This window comes from Paractinoplanes pyxinae (genome assembly GCF_026626335.1).
Lineage (GTDB): Bacteria > Actinomycetota > Actinomycetes > Mycobacteriales > Micromonosporaceae > Actinoplanes > Actinoplanes pyxinae.
Genome location: NZ_JAPNTZ010000019.1, coordinates 131,024 through 150,074, shown reverse-complemented (window position 1 = coordinate 150,074; position 19,051 = coordinate 131,024). Strand labels below are relative to the sequence as shown.

The window sequence follows — 19,051 nt, the reverse complement described above, 5'->3', positions numbered from 1 at the left end:
CCGCGACCGCGACGGGGATTCAGGACGGGTACGCGAGCAGGCGGGCGTGACGGGATTCGTCGTCCCGCAAGGGGCAGGTGTCGCAGCGAATCTCGTCGGGCGGGCCGGGCTCGGCCTTGCTGCGGTAGTACAGACAACAGGTGCCGCGTACCTGGTGCAGGCGGCCGGCCACCGGGAACGGCCGGCTGCGGGTGAAGCGGACCGGCGCGTACGGGGAAAGGGCGTCGAGCAGACGCTGAGCTCGCGCCCAAGCGGCCTGCTGGTCGCGGCCGGCCAGCTCGGCCAGCCACAGGGCGGTGGCGGTGACGTCGTCGATGGTCAGGCCCCACAGGTTGCGCAGGCCGAACGGGGCTCGGGTGCGCACGGCCTCGAAGAGCGGGTTCAGCGTGGCGGCGGCTCGCGAGGCCCACCAGTCATCGAGGGCGTCCTCGTCGGGCAGCACGACACTGTCCGGGTGGCCGGCCGCCGGGTCGTCGGGCAGGACCGCCAAAGCCAACGTACGCACACCGCGCGCCTCGAATTCGCCGGTGTCGCCGGGGCGGGCGATCAGGTTGGCCATCGACGGGTCGGGGCAGCGCCGGTCGAGCAGGATCGCGCCGACTGTGGGGCCGACCACCGCGCCGGCCAGGGAGGAGCCGAGGGTGCTGCCGGCGACGGTGCGGCCGCCGTGCTCGGCGATCAGCAGCTCGAGCCAGCCGCCAAAGAATCCCTCGGCGGCGTCCAGCGGGACCCAGCCCGCTCCCGGCCGTACGGAGAAACCCGCCCATTCATCGAGCGCCGCGAGCCGGGCGGCGGTCTGCTCGACCGGGGCGGACGTCATGCCGGTAAGGCTAACCTAACCGCCCGCGTCATGATCGGCGCCGCTGAGGAAGCGCTTCCCGGGCAAAGATGCACATGGCGCGTATCGTCGCCCGTCAATATTGAGAGAGCGCTTCCCGGCGGCGAATACTGCGCGGCATCCCCATCCCTGCCCCGAAGGGAATCCCCGATGCGCAGACTCTTGGCGGCGGTGCTGCTCGCCGCCGCGACAGTCCTGGTCGCCTCCGCCCCCGCCAGCGCCGCGACCGTGACGGTGCAGGCCGAGGCGTACGCGGCCCAATCAGGAAGCCAGCTGGAGGCCACCGCCGACACGGGCGGCGGCCAGAACGTCGCCTACCTGGGCGAAGGCGATTGGCTCCGGTACGACGGCGTCAACTTGACGGGTGTGTCAAGTATTACGGCGCGGGTCGCTTCGGCGGTCGGCAGCGGACGGATCGAGCTGCGCACCGGCTCGACGACCGGCCCTCTGCTGGCCCAGTTCGCCATCAGCCCGACCGGCGGCTGGCAGACGTGGAGCACCTTGACCGCGGCAGCCGCTTCCAACCATCCGGTTGGTTCGCAACAGGTGTTCGCGGTGCTACGCACCAGCGCCGGCGGCGACTTCGTCAACCTGAACTGGTTCACCTTCAGCGACGGCACGAAGCCGCCCGCTCAGGACGGCTGGGTGCCTGTGGACAACGCCGCCTGGAACGCCCAACTGGCCGAGTTCCGTGCGTTATCCACAAGGCCGGTGCCGGCCAACGCCGTACGCGTGCCCGAGTTCAACGCGACCTGCGCTTACAGCCACTCGCATCCGGATGATCCCATCATCTTCCCGGGGCTGCCGGGCGCCTCGCACATGCACACCTTCCTCGGCAACAACAGCACCAACGCGTACAGCACGACCCGGACCCTTCTCGCCAACGCCGGAACCACCTGCCGCCCGGCGCCGGACCTGTCGGCCTACTGGATCCCGACGCTGTACGAGAACGACCGCGCCATCGAGCCCAAGGACGTGGTCGTCTACTACGGCTCGCGCCTGACCGACCCGTCCGCGACCGTGCCGTTCCCGCAGGGCTTCCGCATGATCGCCGGGGACGCCAAGCTGCAGGCGCCGACGCCGGCCGGCTCGGTCAACGCGTTCTACTGCGCCGGGCCCGGGGGCGAGATCGGGCGCAGCGCCGACGGCAACTGGCCGATCTGCGCGCCCACCGCCGTCCTGATGTTCCACCTGGTCTTCCAGGACTGCTGGGACGGCCGCAACCTGGACAGCCCCACCCACAAGGCACACGTCGCGTACAGCTACGACGGCACGTGCCGAGGCGACTATCCGGTCGCCATCCCCAACCTGTCGTTCCTCATCGCCTATCCCACGAGCGGAAGCGCTAACGGTTACAAACTCGCATCCGGTATGGCGTCGTCGATGCACGGGGACGCGTTCATGGCCTGGGACAACCGGGCGCTCGGCGAACGCGTGAAGAACTGCCTCGTCCAGAAAGCGAAGTGCAACACCAACGGCGACTTCTAAACCCGGGTCCGCGTACGCCGATCTGGCACGGGTCAAGGCATCCGGCAGGGGGTACGCGGTGGGTAGATGGCGTCGTCCGGCGGCCTGGCAGGTCTACCTGACCCTGTGCGCGCTGGCGTGCGTCGTCTACTACTCGTTCCCGGACGAGATCGTGCAGTCGGTCGTCGTCGGCGTGCTCGGCATGTCGGCGGCGGCCGCCATCGTGGCCGGCGTCAGGCTGAACAAACCCGCCGTACGCTGGCCCTGGTACCTACTGGCGGCGGCGCGCGCCTGTTTCGCGTCGGCCGAGGTCGTCTACTGGCTGCAGCACATGTCCGCCGGGGGTGACGTCTTTCCCGGGTACGCCGACTGGTTGTACCTGGCCTTCGCGGTCATGCTGGCGGTCGCGGTGGTCGGCCTGGTCCGCGCCCGCCGCCCCGGCAAAGACCTGCCGGGCCTGATCGACGCACTGGTGCTCTCCACCGGCGCGGCCATGCTCGCCTGGGTCTTTCTCTTGGTTCCGTACGTACGAGCCGAGGACATGAGCGCCCTCGGGAGAGCAGTGTCGCTGGCGTACCCCGTCTCCGATCTGCTCGTCCTCGCCGTTCTTTCGCGGCTGGTCACCGGCCGAGGCGATCGCCCACCGGCGTACTGGCTCTTCGTCGCCGGCGTTTTCTCCCTGCTGATCGCCGACGTCGGCTACGCCCTGCTCGAACTCAGCATCGGCTACACGGCCGGCAACATCGTCGACCTGGGCTGGCTGGCCATGCAGGCACTGGGCGGCGCCGCGGCGCTGCACCCGTCGGTGACCAAGCTGTCGAGCCGAAGCGTCCCCACCACAGCGACCGCGACCGCACCTCGCCGCCGGGTCGTAGCCTTGGCCGCCGCCAGCCTCACCGCACCGGCCGTCCTGGCCATCGAATGGCTGCGCGGCATGCCGATCGACGTCCCCGTCATCGTGGCCGGCAGCACGATCCTGTTCCTGCTGGTCATCGCCCGCCTCGACGGCCTGGTCCGCCAACTGGCCGGGGCGCTGCGCGCGGTGGAACGCCAAGCCAGCACCGACCAGCTCACCGGCCTGGCCAACCGCCGCCGCTTCCACGACCGCTGGGCCACGGCACTGAGTGCCGACACCGGCCCCACCGCCCTGCTCTACCTCGACCTGGACGGCTTCAAGCCGGTGAACGACAGCCACGGCCACGAGGCCGGCGACGCGGTCCTGGTCGAGGTGGCCAACCGCATCAACGCAGCCGTCCGCCTGACCGACGTGGTAGCCCGCCTGGGCGGCGACGAGTTCGCCGTGATCCTGCCCCAGACCGACGACGCCACGGCCCAGACGGTCGCCGAACGCATCCTCGACTCCCTCGCCGACCCGTTCGACAACGGCATCCGCATCGGAGTCAGCATCGGCGTCATCACGGCAACCCCCGGAGCCACCCCCGACACCGAACTACGCCGAGCCGACCAGGCCATGTACGCCGCCAAACACAACGGCCGCAACCGCATCCACCACAGCGTTCCGGCCGCGACCGCACTCAGTGTCACCCGTGGCTGACGGGACAACGCAATCCGGCCGATCGGAGGACAGTCCGCACACCCCGCTTCGAGAAAGGTCGTATCCGTGACTTATCCCCAAGGCGGAGACCCGCACCAGATCAATGCCGGCTACCAACAGCCGTACGGCTACCCGCCCGCCGCGCCGCCGGCGCCCTACGGATACGGGCCGCCCGTCGCCTATGGTCCGGTGGTCACCCGACCGCAGCGCTCGGCCGGTACGGCTGTCGCCCTGGAGATCGTCCTCGGCATCTTCGGGATCTTCGGCGTCGGCAATCTCTACGCCGGCCGTGTCGGGCTGGGCATCGCGCTGATGGTCAGCTTCTGGGCCCTGTTCTGGATCAACTTCATGCTGACCTTCGTCTTCATCGGCGTGGTGACGTACCCGCTCACCTGGATCGCCTTCCTCATCATCGGCCCGGTCACGGCGGCGCGCGGCGTGGAGCGATACAACGCCCGCTACTGACGCGAGAAGTCCGGAAGCCCGGCTGCCTTTCCCGGCGAAGCCCACCCGGAGTGATCGGCTAGTGATGCGGCTGCGGCAGTGCTGGTGAGGGACGGAGCGTCCAGCGTGGCCAGTTGGTCGAGGAGCCGCCCCCGCGCCTGATGAGCGTTGCCGCCGGCGTGCTCGAGATAGACCCGGATCAGGTGGGGGACAGTGCGGTAGGCGTAGTCGAGGGTCGACCGAACCAGGCGGCTGCGGCCATGGACACGTCTTTCGAACGAGACCGGCGTTGTGGCCGTTCGCAAACCCTGGATCCTTGCGCGCAGGAGCTGTTCCTGTGTGTAGGTGAAGGAGTTCGTCACGGCGCAGGTGTCGGCCACAGCGCTGTTGAAGACGCGCATCCCACTCTGCGAGTCGGTTCTTTGCTCGAGATCAAGCGCTGCTGAGAAGACCGTGGAGAAGACCTGATTGGCCGAATAGCGGACTCGGCGCATGCTTTCCGGACGCCCATCCGCCAATCGGTCGCCGACCACCATGTCGAAGCCCCCTACGCGCTGAAAGTTCCAGAGCCGCAAGAGGTCGGCCGCACGGTACTGGCCGTCCGCGTCGATCGTCAGGAAGGTGTCGCAGCCGGCCCGCCGGCCCGTCCGTACTCCGAGGTTCATGGCCGAGCCCAGACCGGTATGGTCGGAGTCCGTCGAAACGACGAGGGCGCCTGCTCGGCGGGCTTCATCGGCAGTCGAGTCGCAGCTGCGGTCGTCGACGACCACGACCAGATCCGGCCTGATGGTGTTGAGAACGTCATCGATCACTCCGGCGATGGATCGGACCTCATCACGAGCCGGAATGATGACCGCGGACCGGTTCATTCGCGATCCTGCACGCGAGCCGCGATCGCCGAGATGGCGAAGCTGATGGTCAGAACCACCATGAGATGCAACAGCCCAGCAGCCATCCGAGCCAAAGCCGTCTTCGGCGCGATGTAGTCATCGCCGACCGTGGTCATCGTGGCCAGCACGTAGTAGGTGCTGGAGATCAAGGTGGGGATGCCCAGCGTCTCGGGCGCTGACGGGTCGAGATTTTCGTATTGATCGGCACCTTGGGCGGTCACCGAGATGAGCACGCTGCAGGCGAATACGGCGGTTACCGTGACTGCGCCCAGTCCCCGGAAGTCTCCTAATGTGCGCCCGGAAGAGTTCCGAGACCGGTTGGAGAACTTGAGATCACCCCAGACGCGGGCATAGTCCTTGGCGATGACATACCAGACCACGGCCTCGGCGATCAGCATCAAGGAGTAGACGCACACCCAGGTCGCGATAGCGACAGCTACGAGGCGGGCCGGGTTCGACTCGTGCATCAGGCTGGCGAAGAGCGCCAGGAGAGACCCTTCGAGGAGGAAGATCGGAGTCTTCACGAACAACAGATCGAGGATCCGCTGCGGAATTGTGGGATGCGGGCTCCACAGGTTGACGCTCTTGGCCCCGCACGGAATGAAGTCGCCCTCGAATTCTCGAATTTGCCGTACGCGGTCCTCGCGTGTCACTTCTCCCTTGAATTTCTGGACAGCTTCGGCGTAATCATGGCCACGGCTGAGCGCCCACTTCAGCGACTTCCACCAGACGACAGTCTTGATCCAGGCGCCCAAGGCGAATGCGCTGCCCAGCACCAGAACAGCGGCCTCTATCAGCGCGTAGCCGACGCCGAGCCATCCGGACGCCGGGGAATTCACCAGCTCGCTCCCTGGGATCGGCGAATGTCCTGAGAGCGTACGCGGCGAGGTCCGGCCGATGGCCATCAGGCGGTGCGACGATCGTGGTCGGGCTCGGTCTTCCGTAGGGTGTGGACGGTGAAGATCGGGATCAATTTGCCTCAGACCACCTCGTACGACCTGGCCGCTGACGTCACTGTCTTTGCGAAGGCGGCTGAGGGGCTGGGGTTCGACAGTCTCTGGGCGTACGACCGGCTGCTGACTCCGGAGGACCAGAGTGGGCGCCACGGGTTGTACGGGATGGCTGATGTGCCTTGGCCTGAGCGGTACGGGTATACGACGGATCCGTTGATTACGTTGGCCTTGGCGGCTGCGGTTACCGAGCGGGTTGAGCTGGGCACCGGGATTTTGGTGGCTCCGCTTTATGGTCCTGTGCGGCTGGCGAAGTCGTTGGCTGCGCTCGATGCGGCCAGTGGTGGGCGGGTCATCGCGGGGCTTGGGGCGGGCTGGTCGGTGGACGAGTTCGAGGCGGCGGCGCCTCGGCCGATCGGGGAGCGGGGGGCTGCGCTCGACGAGTTTCTGGATGTGGCGGCGGCCGTGTGGGGGCCGGATCCGGTCAGCTTCGACAACGGGCGGTATCGGGTGTCGCCGTCGCGGTTCAATCCGAAGCCGGTGCGGCGGATTCCGATTGTGCTGGGTGGGCGCGGCGAGGCGGCGCTGGAGCGGATTGCCCGGCGGGCCGACGGGTGGCTGCCGACGGGGATGCCGGCTGCGGCGGTGCAGGAGACGCTCACGCGGTTGCGGCAGATGGCCGAGAAGCGGGGCCGGGATCCGTACGAAATCAATTGTGTCTTTCAGGTGGGCATCACGGATCTCGGGGAGCTGGGGCGCGTCGTGGACGACCTTGGCGCCTTGGAGCGAGCCGGTGTGGGGCACGCCTATGTGACGCTGCCGTCGGCCGCCGCGAACGTCGCTGAGCTGCTGGAAGCGGCGGGGGAGCTGTCGGCGCGCCTCCGCGGGCGGTGAGGGAACGGCTGGCAAGATCTTGGAGTGCTGACGGATGAGGACTACTACGACACGTCGAGGCTGACCGAGCGGCAACGCCAGATCCTCACCGTCATTCAGACCTGGGCCCAGCGCCACGGCTACTCGCCGTCGTCGCGGGAGATCGCCGACTCGCTCGGGCTGGCCTCCACCTCGACGGTCGGGCGGCACCTGCGGGCGCTGGAGGACCTCGGCTTTCTGCGGCGTGGTCGGGCGACCAGGCCCATTGACGTACGGATGTTCCTGCTGCCGGAGCAAAGGCAGGCCGCACAGCAGCCCGCCACCGTGGGGGTGCCGTTGCTCGGTGACATCGCGGCCGGCACGCCCATCCTGGCCGAGCAGAACTCCGACGAGGTGCTGGCCCTGCCCCGCGACCTGGTCGGCCGGGGAAGCCTGTTCGGGTTGCGCGTACGCGGGGACTCGATGATCGACGCCGCCATCTGTGACGGTGACATCGTGGTGGTGAAGCAGCAGCACGAGGCGTACAACGGGGACATCGTGGCCGCCATGATCGACGACGAGGCGACCGTGAAGGTCTACCGCCGCCGGGGCGGCCACGTTGTCCTCGAACCGCGCAACCGAGCCTACGAGAACATCGACGGCGACCGGGCCACCGTGCTCGGCAAGGTCGTCTCGGTGCTGCGCCGCACCTGATCACCTGACGGCCGGGAAGTCCAGCGTGGTCTGGCCGACCGAGTTGAAGTAGTTGGTGAACGTGTTGAGCGCGACGGGCCATTCCGGTCTCGCGGATGTGCCTGACCTGCCGCTTCTTCGTGCCCGAAGCGCACCCGGAGAGCCCGGGGCACCCGCATCACTGCAACTTCGTCGATGCGGCGTTCGGCGACGCCGAGCTGCGGGTCACCTGCCCCGATCACGAGACGGCGTAGCTCTCCCCGGCGGGCTCGGCGGTGCAGATCCGGTCGCGTCCGGCCGCCTTGGCCGCGTACAGGGCGACGTCGGCTCGCGCGATGAGGGCCTCCGAGGTCTCGGTGCCGTCCCACTGCGCCTGGCCGGCCGAGAAGGTCTGGCCGGCCGGCGTCACCATGCGCAGGCGCTCCAGGGCGGCGGTCGCCCTGGGCAGGCTGGCCCCGGGCAGCACCACGATGAACTCCTCGCCGCCGTAGCGGGCCAGCACGTCGCCGTCGCGCAGCTCGGCCGACCAGGCGTCGGCGGCCGCGCTCAGCAACCGGTCGCCGGCGGGATGCCCGTACGTGTCGTTGAATCGCTTGAAGTGGTCGAGGTCGATCATGCTGACCACAACCGGCGCGCGCGCCGACCGCGCCTGCTCGAGCAGGCGCGGCAGCTCGTCGTTCCAGGCCCGCCGGTTGGGCAGGCCGGTGAGCTCGTCGGTCCGCGAGAGCGCGCTGACCGTGCGGGCCTGCCGTTCGGCCTGTTTCAGCAGCTGGGTGAAGCGGGCCATGACCAGCGAGAACATGATCGCCGAGCCGACCGCGATGGCCAGGCCGTTGGTGACGTCGCCGCTGAGCTGCTGCGCGATCAGCAGGGCGGGGGAGATCATGACGGCCGCGGTGAGCACGGCCAGCTGAGGCCGGGTGAGCTGGGAGACCGCTGAGGCGCCGAGCCCGTCCCCGCGTACCTGCGGCCAGGCGATGGCCGTCGTCAGCACCAGCACCGAGAGCTCGTAGTCGGCGCTGATCACCTGGCCCACCCAGCGGTTGCCGGCCCACGCCTCGTTCACGTGGGGCAGCACCATCCACACCCAGTCACCGGCGAGGTAGCCGACGACGGCCAGCGCGACCAGCGTCGGCGCGCGGCGGCCCTCCCGCCCGTTGCTGCGCAGAAGGCGGATCGTGATGGCCAGCAGGACAAGATCGGCGATCGGGTACGCGATGGTGACCAGCCGGCTCGCGAGCCCGACGGAGTCGTCCCACAGGGCCGGGCCGATCGCGTACACCCAGGCCAGCAGGCCGAGGCCGGCGGTGACGGTGGCCGCGTCGACCAGGGCGGCCCAGTCGGTCCGGCGGCGGGACAGCCTGATCATCAACGCCAGGCCGGTGCCGATGGCGGGATAGAAGGCCAGATAGAGCGCGTCGGCGATGTCCGGGCCGTCGCCCGGCAGCAGATCGGCGCCCTGGCCGTCGGCCACCGCGGCCAGCGCCGTCAGCAGCAGGCCCACCGCGAACAACCGCCACGGCGCCCGCTCGCCGTGGGGCACCCGCCTCAGGCCGACCAGGATCGCCACGACCAGCGACAGGCCCACGCACAGGTTGAAGACGATCTCGAAGGTGGTGCCCTCGGGCAGCGCGGTGCCGACGACGATCGCGGCGATCATCGCGACGACGTACACCTTCCAGCCGCGCCCCACGCCTAGCGGCCGATCAGGATATCGGCCCCGCGCAGCAGGGCGGCGACCTGCTCCGGGGGCTGCGGGCGGTGGAAGTGGAAGCCCTGCCCGTAGCGGCAGCCCATGGCCAGCAACTGCCGGGCCTGCTCGGGGCGTTCGATGCCCTCGGCGACCACATGCAGACCGAACGCGGCGCCCAGGGCCACCACCGCGTCGGCGATCGCGTACTGCTGGGGGCTCTCGTCGATCCCGGCGACGAACGACCGGTCGATCTTGAGCACCTGGACCGGCAGCCGGCGCAGGTAGTTGATCGCGGCGTGCCCGGTGCCGAAGTCGTCGACCGCGAACGAGACCCCGGTCGCGCACAGCGCCTCCAGGCGGGCCACGGTCACCTCGTCCGGCTCCAGCACCTCGTGCTCGGTCAGCTCGAGGACCAGCCGGTCGGCCGGGAAGCCGGTCTCGGTGAGGATGCCGGTCACCACCTCGACCAGGTTGCCCTTCTTGACCTGTTGCGGAGAGACGTTCACGGTCAGCCAGAGGCCTTCGGCGCTGGGAATGTCGGCCCGCCACGCGGCCGCCTGCCGGCAGGCCTCGCGCAGCACCCACTCGCCGAGCGGGACGATCGCGCCGGTCTCCTCGGCCACGTCGATGAAATCCCCCGGCATCACCAGGCCCCGCTCGGGATGGTTCCACCGCACCAGCGCCTCGGCGGCCGAGACGGCCCCGGTGGCCAGGTCGACCACGGGCTGGAAGTGCACGACGAACTCGCCCCGCTCGACCGCGTCGCGCAGCTCGGCGTCGCGGGCGCGGGTGTCCAGCTCGGGCGTGTAGATCTGGAACTGGCCCCGACCGGAGCGCTTGGCCGCGTACATGGCGGTGTCGGCGTGCGCCAGCAGCTCCTCGGCGTCGCGGGTGCTGTCGTCGCGGAACGCCACGCCGATGCTGGCGGCCACGGTCAGCACCAGGTTGCCGAAGATCACCGGCGTGCTCAGGGCCTCCACCAGCCGGCCCGCGATCCGCTCGGCGGCGGCGCGGTCGGGCAGCTGGGGGAAGACGACGGCGAACTCGTCGCCGCCGAGCCGGCCCGCGGTGTCGCCGGAACGCAGCACCGACCGCAGTGCGGTGGCCACGGCGGTCAGCACGGCGTCGCCGGCCTCGTGCCCGTAGGCGTCGTTGATCGGCTTGAACCGGTCGAGGTCGATCAGCATGACCACGCCCACCCGGCCGTCGCGCGGCGGGTCGGCGGCCAGCTGGGCCAGGCGCTCGCCGACCAGGGTGCGGTTGGCCAGCCCGGTCAGCGGGTCGGTGACGGCCAGGTTGCGGTTCTCGCGCAGGGCGTACATCTGCCGGGCCACGACCAGCGAGGTCAGCACGATGGCGCCGATGATCATGCCGCCGAGCGGGTAGAGGTCCTGCTCCCGGGCCAGATAGCCGAGCAGGCCGTAGGCGATCGCGCTGGCCCCGTACGGCAGAAGAGTGAGCCGGGCCCGTCCGGAGCGCCCGCCCGGCTCGGCCTGGCCCTCGCGGTGCCGCCGGCGGGTGGCCAGGATCAGCAGGTGCAGGCCGGCCAGCCAGAACAGGTCGGGCCAGCTGCCCCCGGTGAACTGGTGGTTCAGCGTGATCCAGCTGTACGCGACGTCGGCCACGATGTAGAGCGCCACCGCGCCCGCCAGCAACAGGGTGGCGTCGCTGCGCTCGCGGCGGCGCAGCAGCATCGAGGCGAGGGCGAGAACCAGCAGCAGGTCGCCCACCGGCAGCGCGGACGACATGAAGACCTGCAGGCCGGTGGCGTCGGCGGCGCGGATCGCGGGGCCGATCACCAGGTACCACAGCACCATGAAGGTGCCGGTGCCGACGATCAGCGAGTCGATGGCCAGCTTGGTGCGTTCGGAGCGGGTCCGGCGTACGCCGGGCAGCAGGAGCAGCCCGGTCAGCATGAACGGCACAAAAGCCAGGAACCAGTAGTCGGCGACGGCCGGATAGGCCGGTGGGCCGTCGAGGAAGTTGTCCTCGACGAACCAGGCGCCGTGGGCGAAAAGCTGACATACGTACGCGCCGGTGATGAACCACCAGGCCCGGCTGGCCCGCGCGTCGAGGCCGCCGCGGCGCACCAGGTGTACCCCGGCCACCACGGCCAGCAACGCCGGCGGCAGGTAGGCGCCGTCGGTCACCAACTGACGCAGCTGGTCGCTGCCCCACCCGCCGACGTAGAAGACGAAGAAGGCGCCGAGGAAGGCCCCGCAGCCGGCCACGGCCACGTCCATCCACCGCTCGCCCCCGCGGGTCACGGCACCTGCAGGCCGAGGCTCATGACCGAGTACAGGGCGAGCGCGAGGCCCAGCGCGTAACCCAATGCCATCGTGCAGCCGAAGGACATCCAGTACGGCGTGGTGGAGGCGCCCAGCAGAGCCGCCTTGCGCGCCCGGACCATGGTCGGGATCAGTCCGACCAGGCCGAAGATGAGGGTCACGATGATGATCGTGCCGATGCCGGGCGGGCGCTGGGCCGACGGCGGCAGGCTGCGCGGCACCGGCCCCTTGCGCTGCTCGGGGTAGGCCGAGGAGGGCGGGGCGCCGAACGGCCGGGCCGGGGCCGGGGCCGACAGGAAGCGCTCGCCGAGCCCGCCGGCCTGCTGCCTGACCTGGTTCTTCTGCGGGCCGGCAGGCGCCGGCGGGGCGGAGCTGAGCCAGGCTCGGCTCGTTCGCGGTTCGGCGGTCACCGGGGGTCTCCGTCCGGGGAAGTGTGCGTACGGTGTCGCGGATCACTTCGGCAGGCAGAGCCGTTCATTGAGTTTTCGGGCCGCTCAGAGTCGTCCGGCCGCAGGCCGGGCGGAATCCGAGTCCCCGCGGAAGCGGCCCGGGGCTCTATCATGTCTTCCCGAACTCGGCTTCAGAAAGTACGCGGCGATGCCGGACGCGTTGTCCGGTCTTGGCAGAGTCGTGTAAATAGGAGATCCACTCCGGCGACGACGAGGATAGATGAACCCCTACGGCGAACCGCAGTCTTCGAGCGCCCGGGCCCGTGTGCCGGGCGCCGGCTCCGCCTCTGTGCCCCCCGCTCCCGCGGGTGGGCGCGCTTCGGTCGGCTCCGCCTCGGTCGGCGGCCGTGCTTCCGTAGGGTCCGCATCCGTCGGCGCGCGCGCCTCGGTCGGGTCCGCTTCCGTCGGCGCTCCGCCCGTCGGTGCGCCGCCAGTCGGTGCGCCGCCAGTCGGTGCGCCGCTCGCCGGCGCGGCGCCTGTCGGCGCGGCCAGGGTCGGCGCCTCGGCCGCCGTCGCCCGGGCCGCCGTCCGCCCGTCGCCTCCCGGTGAGCCCGGCTCGGTCCCGCCCCGGGTCAAGGACCAGAAGAAGGCGGCCAAGAAGCGCCGCCGCACCAACCTGCTCACCGTCGCCGCCGCCGTGCTGGTGATCGTGCTGGGCGCCGGCGTGGTCGGCGGCGCCTACTTCTTCGACGACGTGCAGTTCACCGAGCCCAAGGTCGAGGACCAGGTCAGCCAGATCTTCGCGGCCGACAACAAGACGGTCGTGGCCACCATCGGCAACTCGAACCGCTCGCTGGTGCCCTACCAGAGCATCAACCCGATCATCGGCGAAGCCGTCATGGCCGCCGAGGACAAGAACTTCTACGACCACAACGGCATCGACATGAAGGGCATCGCCCGCGCCGCCTGGAACAACTTCACCGGCGGCGACCAGCAGGGCGCGTCGACGATCACCCAGCAGTACGCGCGGCACGCGGCCGAGCTGAAAGAGATCAGCTACAACCGCAAGCTGCGCGAGGCCGTGATCGCCCGCAAGATGGAGGACCACTACTCCAAGGACGAGATCCTCGGCCGCTATCTCAACTCGGTGTACTTCGGGCGGGGCGCCTACGGCATCGAGGCAGCCGTCAAGGCGTACTTCGGCTCCGGGCGCTCGTCGCTCACCAAGCCCGGCCAGAAGGGCGCCATCACCGCGTCCGAGGCCGCCGTGATCGCCTCGGTGATCAAGCAGCCCGAGCCGTCCAAGACGCACCAGGGCTACGACCCGCAGAACAACCGCAAGGACGCCGAGATCCGCTGGAAGTACACCCTCGACAACATGCTGTCGAAGGGCTGGATCAAGCAGCTGCCCACCGCGTACCCCAAGGTCCAGAAGTTCGACCCGGACGCGTGCCGCACCTCGTGCGGCGCCAACAACCCGACCGGCAAGATCGTCAAGTACGTGAAGCAGGAGCTGCGGGCGATCGGCATCAGCGACGCCGAGCAGAAGAAGGGTGGTCTGCGGATCACCACGACGATCAACCCGGCCGTGCAGAAGGCGGCCGAGACCGCCGCCATGCGCACCAGCTCGAAGTCGCCGCTGCGCAAGCTCGACGCCACGTACAAGACGGCGCTGGTCGCGGTCGACCCGAAGACCGGGCACGTGCTGGCCTACTACGGCGGTCCGAACGGCGACGGCGTGGGCTGGGACTACGCGGGCCCCAACTACAACGTCAGCGGCGACTTCATCGGCGGCGGGCGCCCGCCGGGATCGTCGTTCAAGGTCTACACGCTGCTGGCCGCGCTGAGCGACGGGTACGGCCTCGACACCACCTGGGATGCCGACGCCAAGAAGGTCGGCGGCGACGCGATCAACAACTCCAGCCGGACGAAGTTCACCTGCGACAAGCGGCGCTGCCCGCTCGACGAGGCGACCGTCCAGTCGTACAACTTCCCCTTCTACCACCTGGCCGCGGCGCTCGGCCCGGACAAGGTGGCCGAGGCCGCCCGCAAGGCCGGCGTCGCGTACATCTCCAGCCCCACCAAGATCGGCGCCCGGGTCGAGCTGGCCAGGGCCAAGGACGACGCGCTCAAGCAGTACGGCAACGAGATCGGCTACGGCCAGTACGCGATCACCGCCCTCGACCACGCGAACGGCGTGGCCACGCTGGCCAACAACGGGCTCTACAACAAGGCCCACTTCGTGAAGTCGGTGCAGAAGCGCGACGAGAAGACCGGCAAGTTCAAGGCCTTCCACACCGAGCGCCTGCGGGCCGTCCAGGCCTTCGACCCGAACGTGGTGGCGGCCATCGACCACGTGCTCGAGAAGATCCCCGGCAAGAACGGGCAGAACCTGCGCAGCGGCTACGACGCCATCGGCAAGTCCGGCACCTGGGAGTACAAGGACGGCAAGACCGGCGAGAACGGCGACGCCTGGTGGGTCGGCGGCACCCCGAACCTGGCCGCCTCGGTCTGGATCGGCCGCGAGAAGCAGGTCAAGACCCAGATGCAGCTGCTGCCGATCTACAAGCCGGGCACCAAGAAGGGCATGACCGGCGGCTCGACCCCCGGCGACACGTGGAAGGTCTTCATGGACCTGGCCAACAAGGCCCTGGACGCCGAGAAGACCGACTTCCCGCCGGACGTGAAGGTCGGCGACCCGAGCAAGAAGGGCAACGGCCTCGACCCGCTGCCCCCGCCGCCCGAGAACAACGGCTGCATCCTGAACGGCACGGTCTGCCCGCCCGGCGTCGACCCCAACAACCCGGGCGGCGTCGACCCGAACAACCCCGGCGGCCAGACCCCGCCCATCATCAACGACCCGAACACCGGCTTCCCGGGCAACGGCGGCGGGAACGGCAACAGATAGAGACGCTGACGCCGCGGGCACTCGGCCCGCGGCGTCACCACGTCTGCTCGCCCGCGCGCACCAGCATCTCGTTCACGGCCACCCGGCGGTCGCGGGTGACGACGTACGCGATGGCGTCGGCGACGTCGTCGGCGCGCAGGGCCTCGATGCTGTTGACCTGCTTGCGGGCCGCCTCGCCGACCGGGCCGGTCAGGTGGTCGGCCAGCTCGGTGTCGACGGTTCCGGGCTCGATCACGCTGACCCGGACGTGCTCGGCCAGCAGCTCCTGCCGCAGCGACTCGGTGAAGCCGTTGAGCCCGAACTTGGTGAAGTTGTAGACGCTGCTGCCGGGACGGGCCACCCGGCCCGCCGTGGAGCTGACGTTGACCAGGTCGGCCACCTCGCGCCCGGAGGTGGCGGCCGCGCTGATCAGGTGCGGCACGGCGGCGTGGGTGACGTGCAGCAGGCCGGCCACGTTGAGCGCGACCATGCGGTCCCACTCGGCCACCGTGGTGTGCAGGGCCGGACCGAGCAGCATGATGCCGGCGTTGTTGACCAGGACGTCGAGCCGGCCGAGGCGGTCCAGCACCTCGGCCACCGCCTCCTCCGCGCGATCCGGCTCGGTTATGTCGGCCTCCACGGCGTACGCGGAACCGCCGTTGACCTCGATCTCGGCCACCACCCCGGCCAGCCGGTCGCGGCGGCGCGCCACCAGGGCCACCGCCGCACCCTCGGAGGTCAGGCGGCGGGCCGTGGCCGCCCCGATCCCGCTGCTGGCCCCGGTCACCACGGCCACGGCCCCGGTCAGCGCCTTCATAGCGGCAGCTCGGCTCCGGACTGCTCCTTGACCATGTAGTCGGCGTACCAGTCGGGCCAGTCCGGGTCCTCGGCGCCGATCCGCTTCTCGTGCTCGCCATGGGCGGCGGCGGCCCGGCGCAGGGCGGCGGCCAGGTCGGCCGTGGTGGCGAAGGCCGTGGTGCTGGGGTCGACGCGGCCGGGCAGGCGGGTGGTGATCTCTTGCAGCAGCCAGCCGTTGCCGTCGGGGTCGCTGAACGACAGGAACGAGCCGTAGCTGCCGTGGTCGGGAGCGGGCCCGGTCACTCGGTTGTCGGCGCCGCCGTGGTGGAAGACCCCGCCGGCGTCGTGGAACACCTCGCTGGGCTCGGCGCCCATCCGCTTGAGCTCGTCGTGGGCGGCGTCGATGTCGGTCACGATCAGGTGCAGGCCCTGGGCGCTGCCCGGCTCCTGCTGGGTGACCGAGGCGCCGAAGATGACCGAGGCGGGCGAGCCGGGCGGGGTCACCTGCACGACCCGGAAACCGTCGGGGGCGGCGAAGTCCGCGTCCAGCCGCCAACCCAGCCTCGTGTAGAAGTCCTTGGCCCGGTCGACGTCCGAAACGGGGATCACGACGACTTCGAGCTTCATGTCCATGGCTGCGCTCCTGATTCGTACGGGAAAACTCGACACGTCGAATCTCGCGCCTGACCGACCCTGGTCGCGCCAGGGGGACACACTGGTTGCCCGGGCACCAGGGAATGCCACGGGCGCGAACCAGGGCCCGGGCGCACGAGGCTGAACGGCATGACAGTCAAGCTGCGCTCGCCGGGCGGGGCGGCCCTCGTGACGGCGACCGTGCTGGCGTCGATGGTCGGGTTCGTCGACGCGTACATGATCAACGTGGCCGTGCCGGCGATCGGCCGGGACCTGCCCGCGAGCGTGAATCAGCTGCAGTGGGTGCTGACCGGTTACCTGATCACGGTCGCCTCGCTGTTGCTGCTGGCCGGGGCGCTGGCCGACCACTTCGGACGCAAGCGGGTGCTGATCGCCGGGCTGCTGGTGATGCTGGTGGCCTCGGTCGCGTGCGCCGTCGCGCCCAACCCGGGGGCGCTGATCGCGGCCCGGCTCGTGCAGGGCGCGGGCGGGGCGCTGGTCGTGCCGAGCAGCCTGGCGTTGCTCAACGGGTCGTTGCGGACGCAGGACCGGGCGCGGGGCATCGGCATCTGGGCCGGGATCTCGACGCTGGGCACGACGCTCGGACCGTACGGCGGGGGCTGGCTCGTCGACCACGCCTCGTGGCGCTGGGTCTTCCTGGTCAACCTGCCGCTGATCGCGCTGGCGCTGCTGGTGCTGGCCCGGGTGCCGGCCGACACCGAGGAGCGGCGGCCGCTGTCGGTCGACGTGGTGGGCGCGCTGCTCGCGGTGGTCGGGCTGAGCGGGCTGATCTACGCGCTGACGGTGTCGTCGTGGTGGCCGGGGATGGTCGGCGCGGCCTGCCTGGCCGCGCTGGTGCTGGTGGAGCGGCGGCTGAAGCGCCCGATGCTGCGGACGTCGCTGTTCACGTCGCGGCCGTTCGACGCGATCAACGTGGCCACCGTGCTCTTCTACGGCGCGATCTCGGCCGCCTCGTACCTGGTGGTGCTGCTCTGCCAGCTGCGGCTGGGCTACACCGCGACCGAGGCGGGGGCGGCGCTGATCCCGGAGTCGGCCGTCTTCCTGATCGTGTCGCCGCTGGCCGGCGCGCTGGTGGCCCGGATCGGCACGCGCTGGCCCATGGCGGCCGGGATCCTGCTGGTGGCCGTCGGTTTCGTCTGGCTGGCGGCGGCGCAACCCGGTCAGTCGTACGTCGCATCGATCCTGCCCGGGGCCATCCTCTGGGGTCTGGGGCTCGGCCTGGCCGTCGCGCCGCTCACCGCGGGCGTGCTGGCCGCCGTGCCGGACGGGGATCTGGGCGAAGCCTCGGCCATCAACGACGCCGCCTCCCGGGTCGGCGGGGTCGTGCTGATCGCCCTCGTGCCGCTGCTGCTCGGGGTGAGCGGCGCGACCGACTTCGCCGGGCCGCTGGCCGACCGCTACCGGTTCGCCATGGTCGTGCTGGCCGTCGTGACTTTGGCCGCCGCCGTGCTGACCGCCCTGCTCGTGCCGAGCCGCCGGGTCACCGCCCCGGTTGCCGCGCCAGCCCCTCGCGTGCACGCCTGCGCCGTACCCATGAAAGGAAATTGACCATGAAGGGAACCATCGTCGTCGTCCTCGGCGGCACCTCGGGAATCGGCCTGGAGACGGCCCGGATGGCCCGCGCGGCCGACGCCGACGTCATCCTCACCGGCCGCGACCCGGACCGGCTCCAAGCGGCCCGCGACGAACTGGGCGCCACGGCGGCGCCGCTCGACCTGGGTGACGCGGCCGCCGTGACCGCGTTCTTCGCCGGCCTGCCCGCGCCGGTCGATCACGTGCTGGTCAGCGGGGGCGGCCCGTTCTACGCCCCGATCGCCGACATGGACCTCGGCCGGGCCGGCGCGTTCTTCGACGAACATCTGGTCGGCGGGCTGCGCATAGTCCGCGAATGCGCGACCCGGGTCCGGCCCGGCGGCTCGCTCACGTTCATCAGCGGCACCGGCGCCCGGCACGCGGCCGTCGGCATCAGCATCGCCGCGATCGCCACCGCGGCCACCACCGCCCTGACGGCCAACGCCGCCCTCGAGATCGGGCCGGTCCGGGTCAACGCGGTCGCGGCCGGCTTCGTGGACACGCCGCTGTCGGCCCGCATCCTGGGCGACGATCTGGAGGCCCGCCGTCAGGAGCTGCGTGACACCCTGCCCGTCCACCGGGTTGTGACCGCGTCCGACGTCGCCGATCTGGTTCTGCACCTGATGAACAACACCGCCCTGACCGGGGCCGTCTACGACGTCGACGGCGGTCAGCAGCTCACACGCTGACCAGCCGTCGCAGGGCCAGCCGGGCCAGCGGCAGATACAGGAGCACCGCCGGTGCGAAGCCTTCGATCGCCAGCACCGTGCGGCTTCCGCCCGGGGTCGCCTCGACGGTGTGCCACAGCGTCAACCGGACGCCGGCCGCGGACACCACCCACGACCAAGCCCGCGGCGGCGTCACCCGCAACACGCGGAAGCGAACCGGAAGGCCGAACGGTCCGCGCACCGTGCCCGGCGTGCCGGGCCGCAGCGTCGGCCACGAGTAGTCGACCGCGCGGATCTGCGGCGACCACTCCGGCCACCGCTGGGGCCGGGCGTACCGGTCCCAGACGTCGTCCGCGTCCCGCGGACCCGAGACTTCCAGCGCGCGGCGCAATGTCATCACCACCAGGAGGTTA

The 19,051-nt window shown here is 70.4% G+C and carries 18 protein-coding genes; 9 read left to right on the top strand and 9 right to left on the bottom strand.

Going from position 1 to position 19,051, the window contains the following annotated elements; translation table 11 throughout:
- Window positions 1-19: 19 nt before the first annotated feature.
- Window positions 20-820, bottom strand: a complete 801-nt coding sequence (locus OWR29_RS40575; RefSeq protein ID WP_267568903.1) for a (2Fe-2S)-binding protein — start codon at window positions 818-820, stop codon at window positions 20-22.
- 168 nt (window positions 821-988) lie between these two features.
- Between OWR29_RS40575 and OWR29_RS40570 the strand changes: the two genes are divergently transcribed.
- The 3 genes from OWR29_RS40570 to OWR29_RS40560 all read left to right on the top strand — a co-directional run bounded on the left by OWR29_RS40570 (window position 989) and on the right by OWR29_RS40560 (window position 4,325).
- On the top strand, window positions 989-2,326 hold the full coding sequence (locus OWR29_RS40570; RefSeq protein ID WP_267568902.1) for a DUF1996 domain-containing protein: 1,338 nt from the start codon (window positions 989-991) through the stop codon (window positions 2,324-2,326).
- 58 nt (window positions 2,327-2,384) lie between these two features.
- The gene (locus tag OWR29_RS40565) at window positions 2,385-3,860 is read left to right on the top strand and encodes a GGDEF domain-containing protein (RefSeq protein ID WP_267568901.1); all 1,476 of its coding nucleotides are present in this window, start codon (window positions 2,385-2,387) and stop codon (window positions 3,858-3,860) included.
- A 66-nt stretch (window positions 3,861-3,926) separates the two neighbouring features.
- Window positions 3,927-4,325, top strand: coding sequence for a hypothetical protein (locus OWR29_RS40560; RefSeq protein WP_267568899.1), 399 nt, complete (start codon window positions 3,927-3,929; stop codon window positions 4,323-4,325).
- Here OWR29_RS40560 and OWR29_RS40555 read toward each other — a convergent pair.
- Together OWR29_RS40555 and OWR29_RS40550 are read right to left on the bottom strand one after the other, a co-directional pair.
- Window positions 4,319-5,173: a glycosyltransferase family 2 protein gene (locus OWR29_RS40555; protein ID WP_267568898.1), complete on the bottom strand. Its 855-nt coding sequence runs from the start codon at window positions 5,171-5,173 to the stop codon at window positions 4,319-4,321. The two genes, OWR29_RS40560 and OWR29_RS40555, sit on opposite strands and share 7 nt — an antisense overlap.
- Window positions 5,170-6,033, bottom strand: a complete 864-nt coding sequence (locus OWR29_RS40550; RefSeq protein WP_267568897.1) for an ion channel — start codon at window positions 6,031-6,033, stop codon at window positions 5,170-5,172. The genes OWR29_RS40555 and OWR29_RS40550 overlap by 4 nt, the downstream gene beginning before the upstream one ends.
- A 117-nt stretch (window positions 6,034-6,150) precedes the next feature.
- Between OWR29_RS40550 and OWR29_RS40545 the strand changes: the two genes are divergently transcribed.
- From OWR29_RS40545 to OWR29_RS40535, 3 genes are all read left to right on the top strand, one after another.
- Window positions 6,151-7,038 (top strand): TIGR03619 family F420-dependent LLM class oxidoreductase, encoded by an 888-nt coding sequence (locus OWR29_RS40545; RefSeq protein WP_267568896.1) that lies wholly within the window; start codon window positions 6,151-6,153, stop codon window positions 7,036-7,038.
- 24 nt (window positions 7,039-7,062) lie between these two features.
- Window positions 7,063-7,710 carry a transcriptional repressor LexA gene (lexA, locus tag OWR29_RS40540; protein WP_267568895.1) on the top strand — a complete coding sequence of 216 codons (648 nt, stop codon included), beginning with the start codon at window positions 7,063-7,065 and terminating at the stop codon, window positions 7,708-7,710.
- Window positions 7,711-7,805: 95 nt separating this feature from the next.
- Entirely contained in the window at window positions 7,806-7,943 is a 138-nt protein-coding gene (locus tag OWR29_RS40535; RefSeq protein WP_267568893.1) for a hypothetical protein, read from the top strand.
- On the opposite strand, the gene OWR29_RS40530 is transcribed toward OWR29_RS40535, so the two are convergent.
- From OWR29_RS40530 to OWR29_RS40520, 3 genes are read right to left on the bottom strand one after another with little or no spacing between them, the layout of a single operon-like run.
- Window positions 7,928-9,349, bottom strand: coding sequence for a GGDEF domain-containing protein (locus tag OWR29_RS40530; protein ID WP_267568892.1), 1,422 nt, complete (start codon window positions 9,347-9,349; stop codon window positions 7,928-7,930). The genes OWR29_RS40535 and OWR29_RS40530 overlap by 16 nt on opposite strands.
- Before the next feature lie 35 nt (window positions 9,350-9,384).
- Window positions 9,385-11,649 (bottom strand): putative bifunctional diguanylate cyclase/phosphodiesterase, encoded by a 2,265-nt coding sequence (locus OWR29_RS40525; protein WP_267568891.1) that lies wholly within the window; start codon window positions 11,647-11,649, stop codon window positions 9,385-9,387.
- Window positions 11,646-12,080 (bottom strand): hypothetical protein, encoded by a 435-nt coding sequence (locus OWR29_RS40520; RefSeq protein ID WP_267568890.1) that lies wholly within the window; start codon window positions 12,078-12,080, stop codon window positions 11,646-11,648. The genes OWR29_RS40525 and OWR29_RS40520 overlap by 4 nt, the downstream gene beginning before the upstream one ends.
- 259 nt (window positions 12,081-12,339) lie before the next feature.
- Here OWR29_RS40520 and OWR29_RS40515 point away from each other — a divergent pair, with 259 nt between their 5' ends.
- A complete protein-coding gene (locus tag OWR29_RS40515; RefSeq protein ID WP_267568889.1) occupies window positions 12,340-14,967 on the top strand; it encodes a transglycosylase domain-containing protein in 2,628 nt (875 codons plus the stop codon).
- A 34-nt stretch (window positions 14,968-15,001) separates the two neighbouring features.
- Here the strand turns inward: OWR29_RS40515 and OWR29_RS40510 are convergent, their stop codons facing one another.
- On the bottom strand, window positions 15,002-15,763 hold the full coding sequence (locus tag OWR29_RS40510; RefSeq protein ID WP_267568888.1) for an SDR family NAD(P)-dependent oxidoreductase: 762 nt from the start codon (window positions 15,761-15,763) through the stop codon (window positions 15,002-15,004).
- On the bottom strand, window positions 15,760-16,377 hold the full coding sequence (locus tag OWR29_RS40505) for a VOC family protein (RefSeq protein ID WP_267568887.1): 618 nt from the start codon (window positions 16,375-16,377) through the stop codon (window positions 15,760-15,762). The genes OWR29_RS40510 and OWR29_RS40505 overlap by 4 nt, the downstream gene beginning before the upstream one ends.
- Window positions 16,378-16,527: 150 nt before the next feature.
- On the opposite strand from OWR29_RS40505, the gene OWR29_RS40500 reads away from it, so the two are divergent.
- Together OWR29_RS40500 and OWR29_RS40495 are read left to right on the top strand one after the other, a co-directional pair.
- A complete protein-coding gene (locus OWR29_RS40500) occupies window positions 16,528-17,946 on the top strand; it encodes an MFS transporter (RefSeq protein ID WP_267568886.1) in 1,419 nt (472 codons plus the stop codon).
- A gap of 2 nt (window positions 17,947-17,948) precedes the next feature.
- The gene (locus OWR29_RS40495) at window positions 17,949-18,659 is read left to right on the top strand and encodes an SDR family oxidoreductase (protein ID WP_267568885.1); all 711 of its coding nucleotides are present in this window, start codon (window positions 17,949-17,951) and stop codon (window positions 18,657-18,659) included.
- Here OWR29_RS40495 and OWR29_RS40490 read toward each other — a convergent pair.
- On the bottom strand, window positions 18,649-19,035 hold the full coding sequence (locus OWR29_RS40490) for an SRPBCC family protein (protein ID WP_267568963.1): 387 nt from the start codon (window positions 19,033-19,035) through the stop codon (window positions 18,649-18,651). The two genes, OWR29_RS40495 and OWR29_RS40490, sit on opposite strands and share 11 nt — an antisense overlap.
- Between the last annotated feature and the right edge of the window lie 16 nt (window positions 19,036-19,051).

Coding starts and splice junctions, on each gene's coding strand:
- OWR29_RS40495 (WP_267568885.1), top strand. CDS start 17,949: ATGAAGGGAACCATCGTCGTCGTCCTCGGCGGCACCTCGGGAATCGGC.
- OWR29_RS40535 (WP_267568893.1), top strand. CDS start 7,806: ATGTGCCTGACCTGCCGCTTCTTCGTGCCCGAAGCGCACCCGGAGAGC.
- OWR29_RS40510 (WP_267568888.1), bottom strand. CDS start 15,763: ATGAAGGCGCTGACCGGGGCCGTGGCCGTGGTGACCGGGGCCAGCAGC.
- OWR29_RS40490 (WP_267568963.1), bottom strand. CDS start 19,035: ATGACATTGCGCCGCGCGCTGGAAGTCTCGGGTCCGCGGGACGCGGAC.
- OWR29_RS40500 (WP_267568886.1), top strand. CDS start 16,528: ATGACAGTCAAGCTGCGCTCGCCGGGCGGGGCGGCCCTCGTGACGGCG.
- OWR29_RS40505 (WP_267568887.1), bottom strand. CDS start 16,377: ATGGACATGAAGCTCGAAGTCGTCGTGATCCCCGTTTCGGACGTCGAC.
- OWR29_RS40515 (WP_267568889.1), top strand. CDS start 12,340: ATGAACCCCTACGGCGAACCGCAGTCTTCGAGCGCCCGGGCCCGTGTG.
- OWR29_RS40555 (WP_267568898.1), bottom strand. CDS start 5,173: ATGAACCGGTCCGCGGTCATCATTCCGGCTCGTGATGAGGTCCGATCC.
- OWR29_RS40530 (WP_267568892.1), bottom strand. CDS start 9,349: ATGATCGCCGCGATCGTCGTCGGCACCGCGCTGCCCGAGGGCACCACC.
- OWR29_RS40575 (WP_267568903.1), bottom strand. CDS start 820: ATGACGTCCGCCCCGGTCGAGCAGACCGCCGCCCGGCTCGCGGCGCTC.
- OWR29_RS40570 (WP_267568902.1), top strand. CDS start 989: ATGCGCAGACTCTTGGCGGCGGTGCTGCTCGCCGCCGCGACAGTCCTG.